Annotated in this window: 12 protein-coding genes; 4 read left to right on the top strand and 8 right to left on the bottom strand. The window is 70.2% G+C overall.

The window, feature by feature from the left end; translation table 11 throughout:
• Positions 1-140: 140 nt before the first annotated feature.
• Positions 141-1,028 (top strand): LysR substrate-binding domain-containing protein, encoded by an 888-nt coding sequence (locus GY170_RS04540; protein WP_203531161.1) that lies wholly within the window; start codon positions 141-143, stop codon positions 1,026-1,028.
• A gap of 52 nt (positions 1,029-1,080) precedes the next feature.
• Here GY170_RS04540 and GY170_RS04535 read toward each other — a convergent pair whose 3' ends face one another.
• Positions 1,081-2,298: a CaiB/BaiF CoA transferase family protein gene (locus tag GY170_RS04535; protein ID WP_163890384.1), complete on the bottom strand. Its 1,218-nt coding sequence runs from the start codon at positions 2,296-2,298 to the stop codon at positions 1,081-1,083.
• 231 nt (positions 2,299-2,529) lie between these two features.
• On the opposite strand from GY170_RS04535, the gene ggt reads away from it, so the two are divergent.
• On the top strand, positions 2,530-4,227 hold the full coding sequence (gene ggt, locus GY170_RS04530; RefSeq protein ID WP_203531160.1) for a gamma-glutamyltransferase: 1,698 nt from the start codon (positions 2,530-2,532) through the stop codon (positions 4,225-4,227).
• A 91-nt stretch (positions 4,228-4,318) separates the two neighbouring features.
• Here the strand turns inward: ggt and GY170_RS04525 are convergent, their stop codons facing one another.
• From GY170_RS04525 to GY170_RS04505, 5 genes are all read right to left on the bottom strand, one after another.
• Positions 4,319-5,719 carry a carnitine 3-dehydrogenase gene (locus tag GY170_RS04525; protein WP_163890382.1) on the bottom strand — a complete coding sequence of 467 codons (1,401 nt, stop codon included), beginning with the start codon at positions 5,717-5,719 and terminating at the stop codon, positions 4,319-4,321.
• 154 nt (positions 5,720-5,873) lie between these two features.
• On the bottom strand, positions 5,874-6,782 hold the full coding sequence (gene bcoG, locus GY170_RS04520; RefSeq protein WP_163890380.1) for a 3-dehydrocarnitine:acetyl-CoA trimethylamine transferase BcoG: 909 nt from the start codon (positions 6,780-6,782) through the stop codon (positions 5,874-5,876).
• Between the two features lie 3 nt (positions 6,783-6,785).
• Entirely contained in the window at positions 6,786-7,565 is a 780-nt protein-coding gene (locus GY170_RS04515; protein WP_163890378.1) for a carnitinyl-CoA dehydratase, read from the bottom strand.
• Entirely contained in the window at positions 7,562-9,592 is a 2,031-nt protein-coding gene (locus GY170_RS04510; protein WP_163890377.1) for an acetate--CoA ligase family protein, read from the bottom strand. Before GY170_RS04510 ends, GY170_RS04515 begins: the two co-directional genes overlap by 4 nt.
• Positions 9,592-10,752, bottom strand: a complete 1,161-nt coding sequence (locus GY170_RS04505; RefSeq protein WP_163890375.1) for an acyl-CoA dehydrogenase family protein — start codon at positions 10,750-10,752, stop codon at positions 9,592-9,594. Before GY170_RS04505 ends, GY170_RS04510 begins: the two co-directional genes overlap by 1 nt.
• A 75-nt stretch (positions 10,753-10,827) precedes the next feature.
• Here GY170_RS04505 and GY170_RS04500 point away from each other — a divergent pair, with 75 nt between their 5' ends.
• Positions 10,828-11,763, top strand: a complete 936-nt coding sequence (locus tag GY170_RS04500; RefSeq protein WP_163890373.1) for a GlxA family transcriptional regulator — start codon at positions 10,828-10,830, stop codon at positions 11,761-11,763.
• A 182-nt stretch (positions 11,764-11,945) separates the two neighbouring features.
• On the opposite strand, the gene GY170_RS04495 is transcribed toward GY170_RS04500, so the two are convergent.
• Together GY170_RS04495 and GY170_RS04490 are read right to left on the bottom strand one after the other, a co-directional pair.
• Positions 11,946-13,376 carry an aldehyde dehydrogenase family protein gene (locus tag GY170_RS04495; RefSeq protein WP_163890371.1) on the bottom strand — a complete coding sequence of 477 codons (1,431 nt, stop codon included), beginning with the start codon at positions 13,374-13,376 and terminating at the stop codon, positions 11,946-11,948.
• Positions 13,373-14,011, bottom strand: coding sequence for a TetR family transcriptional regulator C-terminal domain-containing protein (locus GY170_RS04490; RefSeq protein ID WP_163890369.1), 639 nt, complete (start codon positions 14,009-14,011; stop codon positions 13,373-13,375). Before GY170_RS04490 ends, GY170_RS04495 begins: the two co-directional genes overlap by 4 nt.
• Before the next feature lie 241 nt (positions 14,012-14,252).
• Here GY170_RS04490 and GY170_RS04485 point away from each other — a divergent pair, with 241 nt between their 5' ends.
• Positions 14,253-15,896: a phytoene desaturase family protein gene (locus tag GY170_RS04485; RefSeq protein ID WP_163890367.1), complete on the top strand. Its 1,644-nt coding sequence runs from the start codon at positions 14,253-14,255 to the stop codon at positions 15,894-15,896.
• The last annotated feature ends 341 nt before the right edge of the window (positions 15,897-16,237 follow it).

The raw sequence follows: 16,237 nt of genomic DNA, 5'->3' as shown, positions 1-16,237 counted from the left end.
CTGTCAGGGGGTCAAGTATTAGTCCAATATACAACAGCAGCATTGTTGATAGGTGGCGCTTATCGCCACCCGGGCAAAACGGGGAGGAGATCATGGCGGGCGGGCGCAGGGCCTCGCGGCACATCCTTGAGCTTCGGCACATGCGCTACTTTCTGGCGGTGGCCGAAGAGTTGAACTTCGGACAGGCTGCCGAAAAACTGGGCATCGCGCAGCCCAACCTCTCGCAGCAGATCAAGGCACTGGAGGAGATCGTGGGCGCGACGCTCTTCGATCGCACCCAGCGCTCGGTGAAGCTGACGGCAGCGGGGGAGTTCTTCCGCGAGGAGGCGCGCCAGACGATGGCCCATGCCGGCACCGCCCTCGCCAAGGCCCGCCGTGCCGGGCGGGGGGAGATCGGCCATATCGCTGTCGGCTATGTCGGCTCGGCGACCTATACCGGCGCGCTCATCACCATCATGGCCGCCTTCCGCGAGGAGTTCCCGCAGGTGGAGATCGACCTCGCCGAGCTGGAAATGCAGGAGCAGCTGGCCCGCATCGCCGCCGGCACGCTCGACATCGGCTTCGTGCGCCCGCCGGTGGAGCTGCCGCTCGGCATCGGCACCTCGCTGATCCTGCAGGAGGATATCGTCCTCGCCATGCCGGCCCGCCACCCGCTGGCCGAGGCGGACGTGACGCTGGCCGACCTGCGGGACGAGCCCTTCCTCACCCCGCGCCACGCCGCCAACGTCTCGTTCCGCAAGTACACCACGCAGGCCTGCGAGGCGGTGGGCTTCACCCCGCAGCTCGGGCGGCAGGCGGCGGATTTCGTAACGATCATCTCCATGGTGGCCATCGGCTTCGGCGTGGCGCTGGTGCCGCAGAGCTGCCAGGCGCTGCACCTGCCGGGGGTGCGCTACAAGCGCCTGCAGGATGTCTCGGTGAAGGCCGACCTCTCCCTCGCCTCCCGCCGCTCGGAGCCCTCGCCCATCGTGCGGGCCTTCCTGCAGAAGGGCGCCCAGTACCGAGCCTCGCTGAAACGGCAGGAGTGAGCGGCGCCTCCGGTGCCAGTCGCCCGGACCCCGCTCAATCGGAAGGAGCCTGCTACTCCGCCGCCTTCTCCATGGCTGCCGGCTCGCCGACGACACCGCCGGCGATCAGCGCCTCGATCTGCCCCTCCTCCATGGCGATCTCCCGCAGTATCTCTCGGGAGTGCTCACCGAGGAGCGGCGCGGGGCGGGAGGGCTCGGGCGGTGTCGCGCTCCAGCCGGAGGGGACCTTCATCGTCACCACCTCGCCCTCGCTCGGATGCGTGTCGCGCGAGAAGAAGCCGACGTCGGCGAGGTGCCTGTCGCCCAGCAGAGACTCGATCGTGTGGAGCGGCTTGTGCGGGATGTCGGTCTCGCCCAGCAGGCGCAGCCATTCCGCCGTCGGCCGCGCCGGCATCACCCCGGCGATGGCCGCGTTGATCCCCTGCCCCGGCTTGGCGGAGCGGATCGTCGCCGCCGCCTCCGCCATCTCCGCGCCGCCCATGCCGTCGAGCAGGGCCGCAAAGTCCCTCCGGTTCCGCTCCGTATAGAGCAGCAGACAGACATGTCCGTCCGACGTCGCGAAGGGCGCGCGGGAGGTGGAGAGGAGCCGCCCGTAGCCGCCATTGTCCAGCGGCGGCACGTAGGAGCGCCCGCCAAGGTGGTCGCCCAGCACCACGCTCGCCATCGTCTCGAACATCGGCACGTCGATGCGCTGCCCCTCGCCGGTGGCCCCGCGGTGCAGGAGGCCGGCGAGGATGGCATTGCCGGCATAGAGCCCCACCATCCGGTCGGCGATGTTGACCGGAACGTAGCGGGGCACCCCGCCCGAGGCCTCGGCGATCAGCGAGGGGACGGCGGCGAGCCCCTGCACGAGGTCGTCATAGGCCGGGTCGGCCTCGTAGGCGCCGCCCTGCCCGTAGCCGAAGGCACCGACATAGAGGATGTCGGGGCGCCTCTCGCGCACCGCCTCGTAGGACAGGCCCAGACGCTCCATCGAGGCGGGGCGGATGTTGTAGAAGAGCACGTCCACCCCCGCCGCGAGGTCCAGCGCCACCTGCCGCCCCTCGGGGCGCTTGAGGTCGACGGAGATGGAGCGCTTGGAGCGGTTGGCGTGCAGGAACAGCCCGCCCATGGCGCCTGAGCGGGAGGGGCCGATCTGGCGGATGGTGTCGCCGGAGAGGCTTTCGAGCTTGATGATGTCGGCGCCGAGATCGCCGAGGATCGTCGTCGCGAAGGGGCCCATGAGCACCGAGGTCATGTCGAGAATGCGGATGCCCCTGAGCGGCCCCATGCGGCGGTCTTTCCTTGCTGCGCAGCGGCCTCCGGCCCCGTGCCGGGCCCGCGCCACACCGATCATGCAAAGGGGTGACGGATAAGTCCAATATCCCGGACAGCGGCAATTGATAGCTGCGACGTATCGACCGGCACCTGTCGTTGCACCTATCGACAAGCCGCCCGCCGCCTATTGGACCTATCGCGCGGGGCGCGCCATGATCGCGCCCGAAGATCAGGGGAGTGGGCCATGGGCTGGCGCGACAAGGCGGCGACGACGTTCGAGACGGAGAAGACGCCGGTAACGGCCGCCAAGGGCATGGTCGTCGCCAACCACCCCCTCGCCTCCGCCGCGGGGATGGAGATGCTCGCCGCCGGCGGCAACGCGGTGGATGCCGCGGTGGCGGCGCTCTTCATGGTGACGGTGGTGGAGCCGGCCATGGTCGGCATCGTCGGCGGCGGCGCGGCGCTGATCCGCACCGCCGAGGGCGAGGAGGTGGTGATCGACGGCATGTGTGCCGCCCCCATGGCCGCGCGGGAGGACAGCTTCACCCCCCTTGGCCAGAGCTGGCCGGCCTCGGCGGAGACGGTGGGCCGCAAGAACCGCATCGGCGCGCAGGCCGTCGCCGTGCCCGGCAACCTCGCCGCCTGGGTCCACGCGGTGGAGCGCTACGGCCGGCTCTCCCTCGCCGACGTGCTGGAGCCGGCGATCTCCCGCGCCCGCCGGGGCTTCGTCATCTCCCCCTACCTCGCCTTCGACATCGACCAGAAGCTGCCCGATGTGCTGAACGACCCTGGCCTGCGGGAGATCCTCGCCCCCGGCGGCGAGGCTCTGGGCGTCGGCGACCGGTTGGTGCAGGCGGACTACGCGGCGACGCTGGAGGTGGTGGCCCGCGAGGGCGCCGGCTACCTCCACGGCGGCGCCTTCGGGCAGGCCATCGCCGATCACATGGTGGCGGCCGGGGGTTTCCTGACGCTGGAGGACCTGACCGCCTACGAGGTGATCGAGCGGGCGCCCGTGCGCACCAGCTACCGGGGCCACGAGGTCATCGGCGTCGCGCCCCCCTGCTCCGGCGGCGTGAGCGTGGCGGAGATCCTGAACATCCTGCAGGGCTACGACCTCGCCGCTCTCGGCTACGGCTCGCCCGAGGCCAGCCACCTGATCGTCGAGGCGATGAAGATCGCCACCGCCGACCGCGACGCCCATGTCGGCGACCCGGCCTTTCACGAGGTGCCTGTGGCGCGGCTCATCTCCAAGGCCTATGCCGCCGAGCGCCGCGCCGGGATCGACCCCGCCCGCGCCACGCCGCTCGCCGCCGCCCATGGCTCGACGGAATCGAAGAACACCACCCATGTCACGGCGGCGGACGGGGACGGGACGATCATCACCACGACGCAGACGATCAACTCCACCTTCGGCGCCTGCGTCGTCGTCCCCGGCACCGGGGCGATGCTCAACAACTACATGTACATCTTCAACCCGCTGCCCGGCCTCGCCACCTCCATCGCGCCCGGCAAGCGGGTGACGGGCAATATCGGCGCCACCATCGTCACGAAGGAGGACCGCCCGATCTACGCCCTCGGCCTGCCCGGCAGCTACAAGATCCCCTCCGTCGTCGCGCAGACGCTGGTCAACCTCATCGACCACGGCATGGACGTGCAGGAGGCCGCCGAGGCGCCGCGCCTCTTCGCCAAGGGCCCGGTGGTGGAGGTGGAGCGTGGCTTCGACGCCGCCCTGATCCCCGCCCTGCGGCAGATGGGCCACCCCGCCGAGCCGATGGATTCCATCGCCGGCTGCATGGGCGCCATCTCCTTCGGGCAGGACGGCGCGATGACCGGCGCCTCCTGCTGGCGCGCCGACGGCGTCCCCATGGGCTCCGGCGGCGGCCCGGCCCGGACAGGCGTCACATTCTGGCCCGACCCGGACAAGCGCACCAAGCCCGCCTGACCCCTCCTCCCGGGATCCTATTCATCTGGCCCAAAATACCTCGGGGTGTGGGGCAGCGCCCCACGCACGCCTGCCGCCCCCGAGATCCCGCCTAGAGCCGCGCCCCCTCCGGCCGCGCCATGCCTCCATGCCGCGCCGCGATCTCCGACAGCCGCTCCGCCACCTCGGGCGGGGGCGCGCAGGTGCGGCGGGTGGTAAGGTCGACGTGGAGGAGCAGCGATTCCACGCTCGCCACGGGCTCGCCGCCCCGCGCGATCCGGTGGAAGAGGTGGAGCTTCTTGCCCTCCCCCTTCAGCACCTGCGTCGTCACCTCCAGCCGCTCGCCGACGCGCACCTCCGCGAGGTATTTCACCACGTTCTCCACGGTGAAGTAGCTCTGCCCGGCGGCGATATACTCCGCGTCGGCCCCGATCAGCGCCATGAAGGCGTCGGAGGCGCGGCTGCCAAGTTCGAGGTAATGCGTCTCGTTCATGTGGCCGTTGTAATCAGCCCATGTCGCGGGGACCTGCTGCGCCGCCGTCACCGGCAGCTCGGCGGCCGCGTCCGCCAGCGGCAGCGCCGCCTCGTGGCCGGCGACGACGCCGCCGGCGCCGCTGCCCGTCTTCTTCAGCGCCCGCATGATGCCGACGAGGTTGTCGTCGCGCAGCCGCTCCAGCTCACGGATGGTCCGGTGGCCGGACTGGGCGTCGGACTGGGTGGCGATCAGGTCCACCAGCTCGGACGTGAACTCCGGCACATCCATCAGCTTGGTCCAGGGCCATTTGAGCGCCGGGCCGAACTGCTCCATGAAGTACTTCATCCCCGCCTCGCCCCCGGCGATGCGGTAGGTCTCGAAGAGGCCCATCTGCGCCCAGCGCAGGCCAAAGCCCATGCGGATGGCCTCGTCGATCTCCTCCGTCGTGGCGATGCCGTCCGTCACCAGCCAGAGCGCCTCCCGCCAGACCGCCTCGAGGAAGCGGTCGGCGATATGGGCGTCGATCTCCTTGCGGACATGCAGGGGGAACATGCCGATGGTCTTGAGGATGCCGGCCGCCCGCTCACAGGCGCCCGCGTCTCCGACCAGCTCGATGAGCGGCAGCAGGTAGACCGGGTTGAACGGGTGGGCGACGATGGCCTGTGCCCCCTCGGCGTTCAGCTCCGACGGCTTGAAGCCGGAGGTGGAGGAGCCGAGCACCGCGCCCTCGGGCGCCGCCTCGGCGATCTGGGCGAAGACCTTGTGCTTGAGGTCGAGCCGCTCGGGCACGCTCTCCTGTATCCAGTCGGCGCCGGCGACGGCCTCGGCGAGGCTCGCGTGGTAGCTCAGCCGCCCCTCCGCCGGCAGAGCGCGGTCGTAGAGGCCGGGCAGAGCGTGGCGGGCGTTGGCGAGCACCTCGCCGATCTTGCGCTCGGCCTCCGGGTCGGGGTCGAACACCGCGACGTCCCAGCCGTTCAGCAGGAAGCGCGCCGCCCAGCCGCCGCCGATGACGCCGCCGCCGATGATCGCTGCCTTCATGTCACTTTCCCATAGCGGCCAGACTTTAAGAGTGGCCAAGCGTCTTCGTAGGGCATGATGTCCTCATGCTTCGATTTCCAATGGGCGTCGATGCCGTCCCAGCCATTCCCTTTGAAGACGTGGCCGCATTCAGGGCAGACTTTCTTTTCCTCACTCATCTCGGCGCCCTCTTGGTGAGGCCGAGCTTCTTGCGGACCTCCTCGGGGCCGATGACCTTGGCGCCCATCGTCTCCACGATGCCGACCGCCTTCTCGACGAGCTGGGCGTTGGTGGCGAGGACGCCCTTCTCCAGCATCAGGTTGTCCTCCAGCCCGACGCGCACGTTGCCACCGGCGAGGACGGCGGCGGCGACATAGGGCATCTGGTTCCGGCCGAGGGAGAAGGCGGACCAGGCCCAATCCTCGGGGACATTGTTCACCATGGCCATGAAGGTGTTCAGGTCATCCGGCGCGCCCCAGGGCACGCCCATGCAGAGCTGCACCAGCGCGGGGGAGGAGAGCACGCCTTCCTTCACCAGCTCCTTGGCGAACCAGAGGTGGCCGGTGTCGAAGGCCTCGATCTCCGGCTTCACGCCGAGCTCGGTCATCATGCCTCCCATGGCCCGGAGCATGCCGGGCGTGTTGGTCATCACGTAGTCGGCCTCGGCGAAGTTCATCGTGCCGCAGTCGAGCGTGCAGATCTCCGGCAGGCACTCGGCGACATGGGCGACGCGCTCCTCCGCGGAGGCCATGTCGGTGCCCTGCTGCACCGGTAGCGGCGAGGAGGTCGGCCCGAAGACCATGTCTCCGCCCATCCCGGCGGTGAGGTTGAGCACGACGTCGACCTCGGCGTCGCGGATGCGCTCGGTCACCTCGCGGAACAGATCGACCCGGCGCGAGGGCGCGCCCGTCTCGGGGTCACGCACATGGCAATGCACCACTGCCGCGCCGGCCTTGGCCGCGTCGATGGCGGAGGCAGCGATCTGCTCGGGCGAGCGGGGGACGTGCGGCGAGCGGTCCTGCGTGGCGCCGGAGCCGGTGACGGCGCAGGTGATGAAGACCTCGCGGTTCATGGTGAGGGGCATGGGCTACTTTCCTTTCCAGACCGGGTCGCGCTTCTCGGCGAAGGCGCGGGCGCCCTCCTTCTGGTCTTCCGAGGCATAGAGCGTGGCGACGGTGGGCAATTGGCTTTTCGTGACGCGGGCCAGCATGTCGTGGAAGCGCTCAGCTTCCGCCTCGCGCACGATCTCCTTCAGTGCGGCGTAGACGAGCGGCGGGCCGGCGGCGATGAGGTCGGCCATCTTGCGGGCCTCGTCCATGAGGCTCGCGGCGGGGTGGATGTGGTTGACGAGGCCCCAGTGCTTCGCCTCCTCGGCATCGAACCAGCGGCCGGTCAGCAGCATCTCCATCGCGACATGGTAGGGGATACGCTTGGGCAGCTTGATCGAGGCGGCATCGGCCACGGTGCCGGAGCGGATCTCCGGCAGGGCGAAGGTGGCGTGGTCGGCGGCGAGGATGATGTCGGCGGAGAGGGCGAGCTCCAGCCCGCCCCCGCAGCAGATGCCGTTGATGGCGGCGATGACGGGCTTGTTGAGGCCGGGCAGCTCCTGCAGGCCACCGAAGCCGCCGACGCCGTAATCGCCGTCGACCGCGTCGCCGGCGGCGGCGGCCTTGAGGTCCCAGCCGGGGCAGAAGAATTTCTCGCCGGTGCCGGTGACGAGGGCGACACGGAGGTTCGGGTCATCGCGGAAGCCGGCGAAGACCTCGCCCATCTGGCGCGAGGTGGCGAGATCGATGGCATTGGCGGGCGGGCGGTCGAGGCGGACTTCGAGGACATGGCCGCGGGTCTCGGTGTGGATGGGGCTCATGGGCCAACCTTTCGGATCAGCGCGTCGGCAGCGACGGCGCGGGTGGGCGTGCAGATGAGGGGGTTCACCTCAACCTCGGCGAGGGTGGCGGCGTTGTCCACCACGTAGGACTGGATCGCCAGGATCGCCTGCAGCATCGCCGGGCGGTCGGCGGCGGGGGCGCCACGATAGCCGGAGAGGAGCGGGGCGATGCGGAGCGTATCGAGCGCGGCGGAGATGTCGGCCTCGGTGGCCGGGACGAGGATCGACGCGGTGTCGGAGAGCAGCTCGGTGAGCGTGCCACCGGCGCCGAGGGTGAGGACGAAGCCGTGCGCCGGGTCTCGTGTGACGCCGACAAGCAGCTCGGCAACGGCGCCGGTGATCTGTTCTTCGATCAGGTAACCGGGGGCGGCCATGGCCTCGGCGGCGGTGCGGATCTCGCCGGGGGCGAGGTTCAGGCGCACGAGGCCGGCCTCGGATTTGTGGGCGGCGCCCTCGCCCTTGAGGACGAGGGGGGCGGGCCACTCTTCCGCCCTGCGGGCGGCCTCGTCAGGGCTGCTGGCCCGGGCGGAGCGCGGGACGGCGAGGCCATGGGCGGCGAGGGCCGCCTTGGCCTCGGCCTCCGGCAGAGTGACCGGGTCGCCGGTGAGGGGGCCGGAGGCGAGGATCGGGGCGCCGGGCGCGGGGTGGAGCCGGGCCGCGAGGGCGATGGACTCCAGCGCCTCGGCGATGCCGAAGAAGGGGGTGATACCGCGGGCCATGCAATCGTCGGCGATCTCTTCGGGCATGTTCTCCGGCAGCGAAGCGATAAGGGCCATGGGGACGCCATGCGCGCGCGCCGCCGCCTCTGCCCCGTCGATGGCGCTCTGCCAGTCGGGCGCCGGGCCGCAGCGATCAGGCCGGGGGAAATCGAGGACGACGCAACCAAGCGCGAGATCGGGCGTCATCATGGCGGTGAAGGTCCCCGCCATCGCGGCGGCGTTGCCCCAGATATAGGTGTGGTAATCCAGCGGGTTGGCGAGGGCGACCTTGGGGCCGAGGGCGCTCCGGAGGGCGGTGCGCTGCAGCTCGGTCAGGGGCGGGAAGGTGACGCCGGTGCCGAGCGCGCTGTCGGCCATGAGGCTCGCCTCGCCGCCGGAGCAGGAGAGCGAGGCGATGCCGGTATGGGGCAGCGGGCCGGCGGCGTGCAGGAGCTTCAGCGTCTCCAGCAGCGCCGGCAGCGAGCTGGCGCGGCCGATGCCGAGGCGGGCCATCAGCGCGCGGGCGCCGGCGTCGGAGCCCGCCAGAGAGGCGGTGTGAGAGACGGTCGCCGTGCGCGCCTGCTCGGAGGCGCCGACCTTCAGCGCGACGATGGGCTTGTTCAGGCGGCGCGCGGTGGCGGCGAGCGCCTCCATCCGGGCCGGGTCTCCGAAGCCTTCGACATGCAGGCCGAGCGCTGTGACACGCGGGTCTTGCAGGAGGGCGGCGCCGACCTCCGCCATATCCGTCTTCGCCTGGTTGCCGACGGTGACGACATAGGCCAGCGGCAGGCCGCGGCGCTGCATGGTGATGTTGAGGGCGATATTGGAGCTTTGCGTGATGATCGCCACGCCCCGCTCGGTGCGCACCAGCCCGTGCTGGTCGGGCCAGAGGGCGGCGCCGTCGAGCGCGTTAAGAAAGCCGTAGCAATTGGGGCCGAGGATCGCCATGTCGCCGGCGGCCTGCACCAGCTCGGCCTGCAGCGAGGCGCCGCCGGCGATCTCCGCCTCCGCCTCCTGGAAGCCGGAGGCGAAGCAGACCGCGCCCCCTGCCCCGCGGGTGGCAAGGGCTCGCAGGACAGGAATGGTGGCCTCGCGGTTGACGCCGATGAAGGCGGCGTCGGGCGCGTCGGGCAGAGCGTCGACAGAGGGATAGGCGGGGACGCCGGAGATCTCCGCCTTGCTCGGATGAACGGGCCAGAGCTCGCCGGCGAAGCCGATCTTGCGGCATTCGCGCACTACGCTGGCGCACCAGACGCCGCCGCCGATGACGGCGACGGACCTGGGCCGGAGGAGACGATCGAGGCTCATCAGGCGCCGAGGGGCCGGAAGAGCTCCCGGCTGATGATGTGGCGCTGGATCTCCGACGTGCCATCCCAGATGCGCTCGACGCGGGCGTCGCGCCAGAAGCGCTCGATGGGCAGATCGTCCATCAGGCCCATGCCGCCGTGGATCTGCAGGGTGGCATCCGTCACGCGGGCCAGCATCTCGCTGGCGTAGAGCTTGGCGCTGGCGATCTCGCGGTTGGCTGGCAGGCCCTGATCGAGACGCCAGGCGGAGGAGAGCGTCAGCAGATCGGCGGCGTCGATCTCGGTGATCATGTCGGCGATCTGGAAGCTGACGCCCTGGAACTTGGCAATCGGCTGCCCGAACTGCTCGCGCTCGGCCGCATACTGCACCGCGTAGTCGAAGCAGCGCCGCGCCCGGCCGACGCTCATCGTCGCCACCGTGATGCGGGTGGCGTAGAGCCATTCGTTCATCACCGCGAAGCCGCCATCGACCTCGCCGAGGACTTGCGCATCGGAGAGGCGGCAATCGTCGAAAGTGAGGATGCAGTTCTGGTAGCCCTTATGGCTGACCGAATTGTAGCCGGGGCGGACCTCGAAGCCAGGCGTGCCGCGATCGACGAGGAAACAAGTGATGCGCTTCTTGGGGCCCCGCGGCGTGTCATCGACGCCGGTGGCCACGAAGACGATGAAGAAATCGGCATGCTCGGCGCCGGAGATGAAGTGCTTGGAGCCGTTGACGACCCAGTCACCGCCCTTGCGCACCGCCGCACATTTCATGCCGCGCACATCGGAGCCGGCATCGGGTTCCGTCATCGCCAGCGCGTCCATCTTCTCGCCGCGCACGGCGGGGAGGAGGTAGCGTTCCTTCTGCTCGCCCTCGCAGGCCATCAGGATGTTCTGCGGGCGGCCGAAGAAGTGGTTCAGCGCCATGGAGCCGCGACCGAGCTCGCGCTCGACCAGCGCGAAATCGAGGTGGCTAAGGCCCGCACCGCCGACCTCCTCAGGGAAGTTGCAGGCGTAGAAGCCAAGCTCGATGGTTTTCTGCTTGATGGCCTCGGCCACCTCGGGGGGGACCTTGCCTGTGCGCTCCACCTCGGCCTCGTGGGGATAGATCTCCTTCTCCACGAAGCTGCGCACGGTGGAGACGATCATCTCCTGCTCGTCAGTCAGGCCGAAATGCATGGCGGGCCTCCTTGCTGCTGAGGCGGAAGGTGACATAGGTCTGGGCGGGGCATTGTGCAGAACTGGTGGCAGATCATGCAGGATACGAAAGAGATCGGGGTGCTGCTGTTCCCGCGCTTCTCCAACCATTGCCTCGCCAATGCGGTGGAGCCTTTGCGGGCCGCCAACATGCTGTCGCGCCGGGAGCTCTACCGCTGGCGCTACCTGTCGGTGGATGGCGCCGGGCTCGCCAGCTCCTCCGGGCTGCCGGTGCAGCCGGTAAAGCTGGCGGATCATGGCGGCGACCGGCTGCTGGTGATGCCCTCCTATGGCTTTCGCGACTGGCTGGGGCCGGAGGTTCTGGCGGCGCTACGGGCGGCCTCCCGGCGGTTCGGCACACTGGCGGGGCTGGATACCGGCAGCTGGCTGCTGGCGGCGGCGGGGCTGCTGACCGGGCGGCGGGCGACGATCCACTGGGACGAGTTCGACGCCTTCGCCGAGACCTTCCCCGAGGTGCAGGCGCGCGAGGACAGGGTGGTGATCGACGGCGACCGGCTGTCCTGCGGGGGCACGACCACGACGCTGGAGCTGATGCTGGCGCTGATCGAGCGCGACCACGGGGGGATGCTGGCGCTGGATGTGGCGGCGCTGTTCATGCACGGCGAGCGCGCGCCGCGGCTGGACCCGGCGATCCGCGTGCCGGCCAGGGGAATGGTGCAGGCGGCGGTGGCGCTGATGCGGCGCAATGTCGAAGCGCCGCTGCCGGTGGCGGAGGTGGCCCGACGCCTCGGCTGCTCGCAGCGGGCGCTGGAGCAGCATTTCGCGGCGGCGCTGGGGCGGGCGCCCCGGTCTGTCTACAGCGCGGTGCGGCTGGGGGTGGCGCGGCGGCTCTTGGAACAGACGCGTCTGTCTGTGGCGGAAATCGCGGGGCGGGCGGGCTATGCCGATGCCTCGGCGATGGCGCGGGCGTTTCGGGCGGAGTTCGGCGAGACGCCGACGGGGGTGCGGAAGGCCGCCGGCGGAGTGGGCTGAGAGGGCGGGACCGGGGGACAGCCCCCGGACCCCCGCGGTATTTTCGGCCAGATGAATGGGGGGCGGAAGCCAGCCGCGCTTGGCTGAGATCAAGGGCGCGCGGGCTGAAGCGATGCGACGAAGCGGGGGTCGGGGGTGGCACACCCCCGAGAAGCGCCGCAGGCGAGCCGAAGGCTCCTTCTTTAGCCGAGCCCGATCAGCGCCTTCGTCTCGCAGAAATCATGGATCGCCCAATCGGCATATTCGCGGCCGTTGCCGGACTGCTTGTAGCCGCCGAAGGGCGCGAAGGTGTCCCAATCGGGGCCGTTGATCTGGATCTGCCCGGCCCGAAGCTGACGGGCCACGCGCTCGACCTCCGCCATGTTGGTGCCCTGCACATAGGCGGCCAGGCCGTAGGGCGTGTCATTGGCGATGGCGATGGCCTCATCCGTGCTGTCATAGGCGAGGATCGACAGCACAGGCCCGAAGATTTCCTCGCGCGCGATGCGCATGCCGTTGGTGACATCGGCAAAGACTGTCGGGCGCACGTAATAGCCGCGGTTGAGGCCCTGCGGCAGGCCGGGGCCGCCGGCGGCGAGCGTGGCGCCCTCGGCAATGCCGGCCTCGATGAGGCCCTGGATCTTGTCCCATTGCACCTGGCTGATGACGGGGCCCATCTCTGTGCTCTCTTCGCGCGGATCGCCCACGGCCTGCGCCTCGGCGACACCGGCGGCAATGCGCGCGGCGCGGTCCATCTCGGCGCGGGGCACGAGCATGCGGGTGGGCGCATCGCAGGACTGGCCGGAATTGGCGAAGACGCCGGCGGCGCCCTCGGCCACGGCCGCCTCGAGATCGGCATCGGGGAGGATGATGTTGGCCGATTTGCCGCCCAGCTCCTGCGCCACCCGCTTGACGGTGGGCGCGGCTGCACGGGCCACCTCCACCCCCGCCCGGGTGGAGCCGGTGAAGGAGACCATGTCGACCTGCGGGTGGGAGGAGAGGACGGCGCCCACGTCGGGCCCCGTGCCGTTGACGAGGTTGAAGACGCCGGCCGGCAGCTCCGCCTCATGCACCAGCTCGGCGAAGAGCAGGCCGGAGAGCGGGGCGATCTCGGAGGGCTTGAGCACCATGGTGCAGCCGGCCACCAGCGCCGGGGCAACCTTGCAGACGATCTGGTTCATCGGCCAGTTCCACGGCGTGATCAGGCCACAGACGCCGATCCCCTCGCGGACGATGCGGGTGGTGCCCCGCCAGCTCTCCCATTCGAAGCTCTCGGCGGCCTTCAGCGTCGAATCGAGGTGCATCAGGCCTGCGCCGGCCTGGCTGTCGCGGGCGAAGGCGATGGGGGCGCCCATCTCCAGGCTGATCGCCTGGGCCATGTCCTCGTAGCGCGCCTCGTAGAGATCGCGCAGGCGCTTGAGGGCCGCGATGCGCTCGGCCACCGGCGTCGCCGTCCAGCCGGGAAAGGCGGCGCGGGCGGCGTGGATGGCGGCCTCGGCATCCGCCTCGGCGCCGAGGGCCAACTCGGCGACCTCTTCGCCCGTCGAGGGGTCGATGAGGCCCATCGACCCGGCGCCGGTGGAGGGGTGGACCCATGCACCGTCGATGTAGAACTGGCCCAGATGGTCGTTCATGACAGACCCTTCTCGCTGAAATGTCGGGGAAAGAAGACGCCGGCGCAGGTCATCACCGTGCGCAGGGCCTCGTCGCGGTCGTAGGGAGTGCGCATCGTCAGCAGATCCAGCCAGGTGCCCTCCGTCGTCACCCTGAGGACGCGGGCGGCGCGCACCGGGTCGAGATCGTATCCGCCCGCCTCGATGAGGTCGCGGCAGATGCCCTCCTGCACGGCAATGTACTCTTCGTCGAAGTCTCCGCAATTGTCCTGATACATCGGGCGCGATTGCGCCTCGCCCCAGAAGGCGCACCAGGCGGACAGGCGCGGTGAGGCGCAGATGTCAGGGCGGAAATCGGCGAGGATCAGGGCGTTGAGGCGGGCGGCGGGATCCTCCCCCGTTTCGACCAGCGCCTGCTGCCAGTTGGCGCGGTATTCCTCGGCGAGGTAGCTGAGCGTGGCGCCGAGGAGCTTGTCCTTCGACGAGAAGTGAAAGTTCACCAGCCCGTGCGAGAGCCCGGCGGTGCGCGCCACCTCGGCCTGCGTGGTGCGGGCGAGCCCTTGCGTGGCGATGACCTCGATCGTCGCCTCGATGAGCTGCTGGCGGCGCGCCTCGGGCGCCAGCTTCCGCCGCTTCTGCTCCCGCGCCCCGTCCATCGCCGGCCCTCCCCTGCTCCCGCCCCGTGCTGTCCCCGCCCGACCTACGGGCGGAGGAGGGCGTTGGAAAGGCGTTTGCCAGCCCCCTCGGGGATCATTGCAAAATTCTGATTGACTATCCAGTCAGAATGGAGCCAGCCTAGGGACATCCTGATCACGAGGGCCGCCGGGCGATGCCGGCGTCCGCCCCTCCCCCGGCGCTGCCGGGCGTGAGGCCCTGCGCGAGGAGCCGACGGCCGAGATGAACGCCCCCGCCTTCCCCACCGCCGCGCCCTATGACGCGCTGATCGTCGGCGCCGGCCATAACGGTCTGGTCACCGCGGCATACCTGGCGCGGGCGGGGATGCGCGTCGTGGCGGTGGAGAAGAACGACTGGGTGGGCGGCGCTGCGGTAAGCCGGCAGCTCGATGACGAGGTCACCTATTCCAACTGCTCCTACGTCTGCTCCCTCTTCCGGCCCGAGATCATGCGCGATCTGGAGCTGCCGAAGCACGGGCTGCAGATCCTCCCCTACGAGGCCGGCGCGGTGCTGACGGAGGATGGCGGCTTCCTCGCCATGTCCCGCGATCACGAGGTGCAGCGTAGGGAGTTCGCCCGGCACTCCAGGCGCGACGCCGAGGCCTACGACCGCTACGCCCGCGACATCCTGCGCCACTGCCGCTTCATCCGCCCGATGCTGATGCGCACCCCGGCAGACCCGGTGAGCCTGCGCCCGCGCGACCTCGGCGAGCTGGCATGGATGGGGCGCAAGGTGATGGAACTCTCCGAGCGGCAGATCTCCGAGATGATCCGCTTCTGGACGATGTCGATCAGCGACTACCTCGACGAGTATTTCGAGCACCCGGTGATCAAGGCCTACCTCGCCGTCTCCGCCATCATCGGCACCGCGCTCGGGCCGATGTCGCCGGGCTCGGCCTACGTGCTCCTCCACCACTACATGGGCGACGTCGACGGCAATGTCGGCGCCTGGGGCTACGCGCGCGGCGGCATGGGGGCGATCACGCAGGCGCTGAAGGCCAGCTTCGAGGCGGCGGGCGGAGAGGTGCGCACCGGCAAGGGCGTGCGCCGCATCCTCGTCGAAGGCGGGCGGACGACGGGCGTCGAGCTGGAGGACGGGGAGGTCATCCGGGCGAGCCGCGTCATCTCCGGCATGGATGCCAAGCGGACGTTCCTCGGCACGATGGACGAGGGCGACCTGCCGGGCGAGTTCGTCTCCGCCATCCGGAAGTTCAAGACGCGGGGCTCCTCGGGCAAGCTGAACATCGCGCTGGACGCGGCGCCGGACTTCCCGGCCCTGCCCGAGGGCGCGCCGATGCTGCGGGGGGATCTGCACTTCACCGATTCCATCGAGCGGATGGAGCGCGCCTACGACGACTGGAAGGACGGGACGTTCTCCGCCGATCCGTTCCAGGACACGATGATCCCCTCGATGATCGACCCGACGCTGGCGCCGCCGGGCAAGCATTTCATGTCCTGCTTCGTGCAATACGCGCCGCCGAAGATCCGCGGGCAGGCGTGGAGCGACGCAGACCGCGACGCCTTCGGGGAGACGGTGATCGACCAGATCGCCCGCTACTCGCCGGGCTTCCGCGACCGGGTGCGCCATGTCGAGGTGCGCACGCCGAGGGAGCTGGAGGCCGAGGTGGGGCTGACCGAGGGCAACATCTTCCAGGGCGAGCTGACCTTCGACCAGATGCTCTTCAACCGCCCGGTGCCGGGCTGGGCGCAGTACCGCTCGCCGGTTGAGGGCCTGTGGATGTGCGGCTCCTCCACCCACCCCGGCGGCGGCGTCATGGGCGCCCCGGGCCGGAACGCGGCGGCGGAGATTCTCCGATCCGCGAAGATGAGCCGGCAGGACATGCGGGAGGCCTATGATGTGCTGTGAGGGCGCTATGGGCCGCGGCGTGGCGGAGGGGGCGGGCGAGCGCCGGCACGGGGGGGGGGCGCTCCAACGTCACCGCTGCGCGCTTTATGCCCGCCAAGCCCCTCCCCGGCGTGGGCGAGACACCAAGCCCCACCAGAGCGCCAGCCCGCGGGCCGGGCCGGCACTCGCCCGGCGCCTGCGGCGCGCTTACGGGCGGGGCACAGGCTCGGGCGTCGGGGACTGGCGCTGCTGGATCCGCCGATGCGGGTCGCTTCGATCAGGGCGTCTGCCGTCAGACGCATGCGACGCCAGTTGCGTGCCGCGCCGAGCACTATACCCGCCACACCCCTGCCCGACCTGAG

The organism is Pseudoroseicyclus tamaricis, from assembly GCF_012070395.1.
Classification (GTDB): Bacteria; Pseudomonadota; Alphaproteobacteria; order Rhodobacterales; family Rhodobacteraceae; genus Pseudoroseicyclus_A; species Pseudoroseicyclus_A tamaricis.
This window is presented reverse-complemented; position numbering and strand designations above follow the sequence as displayed.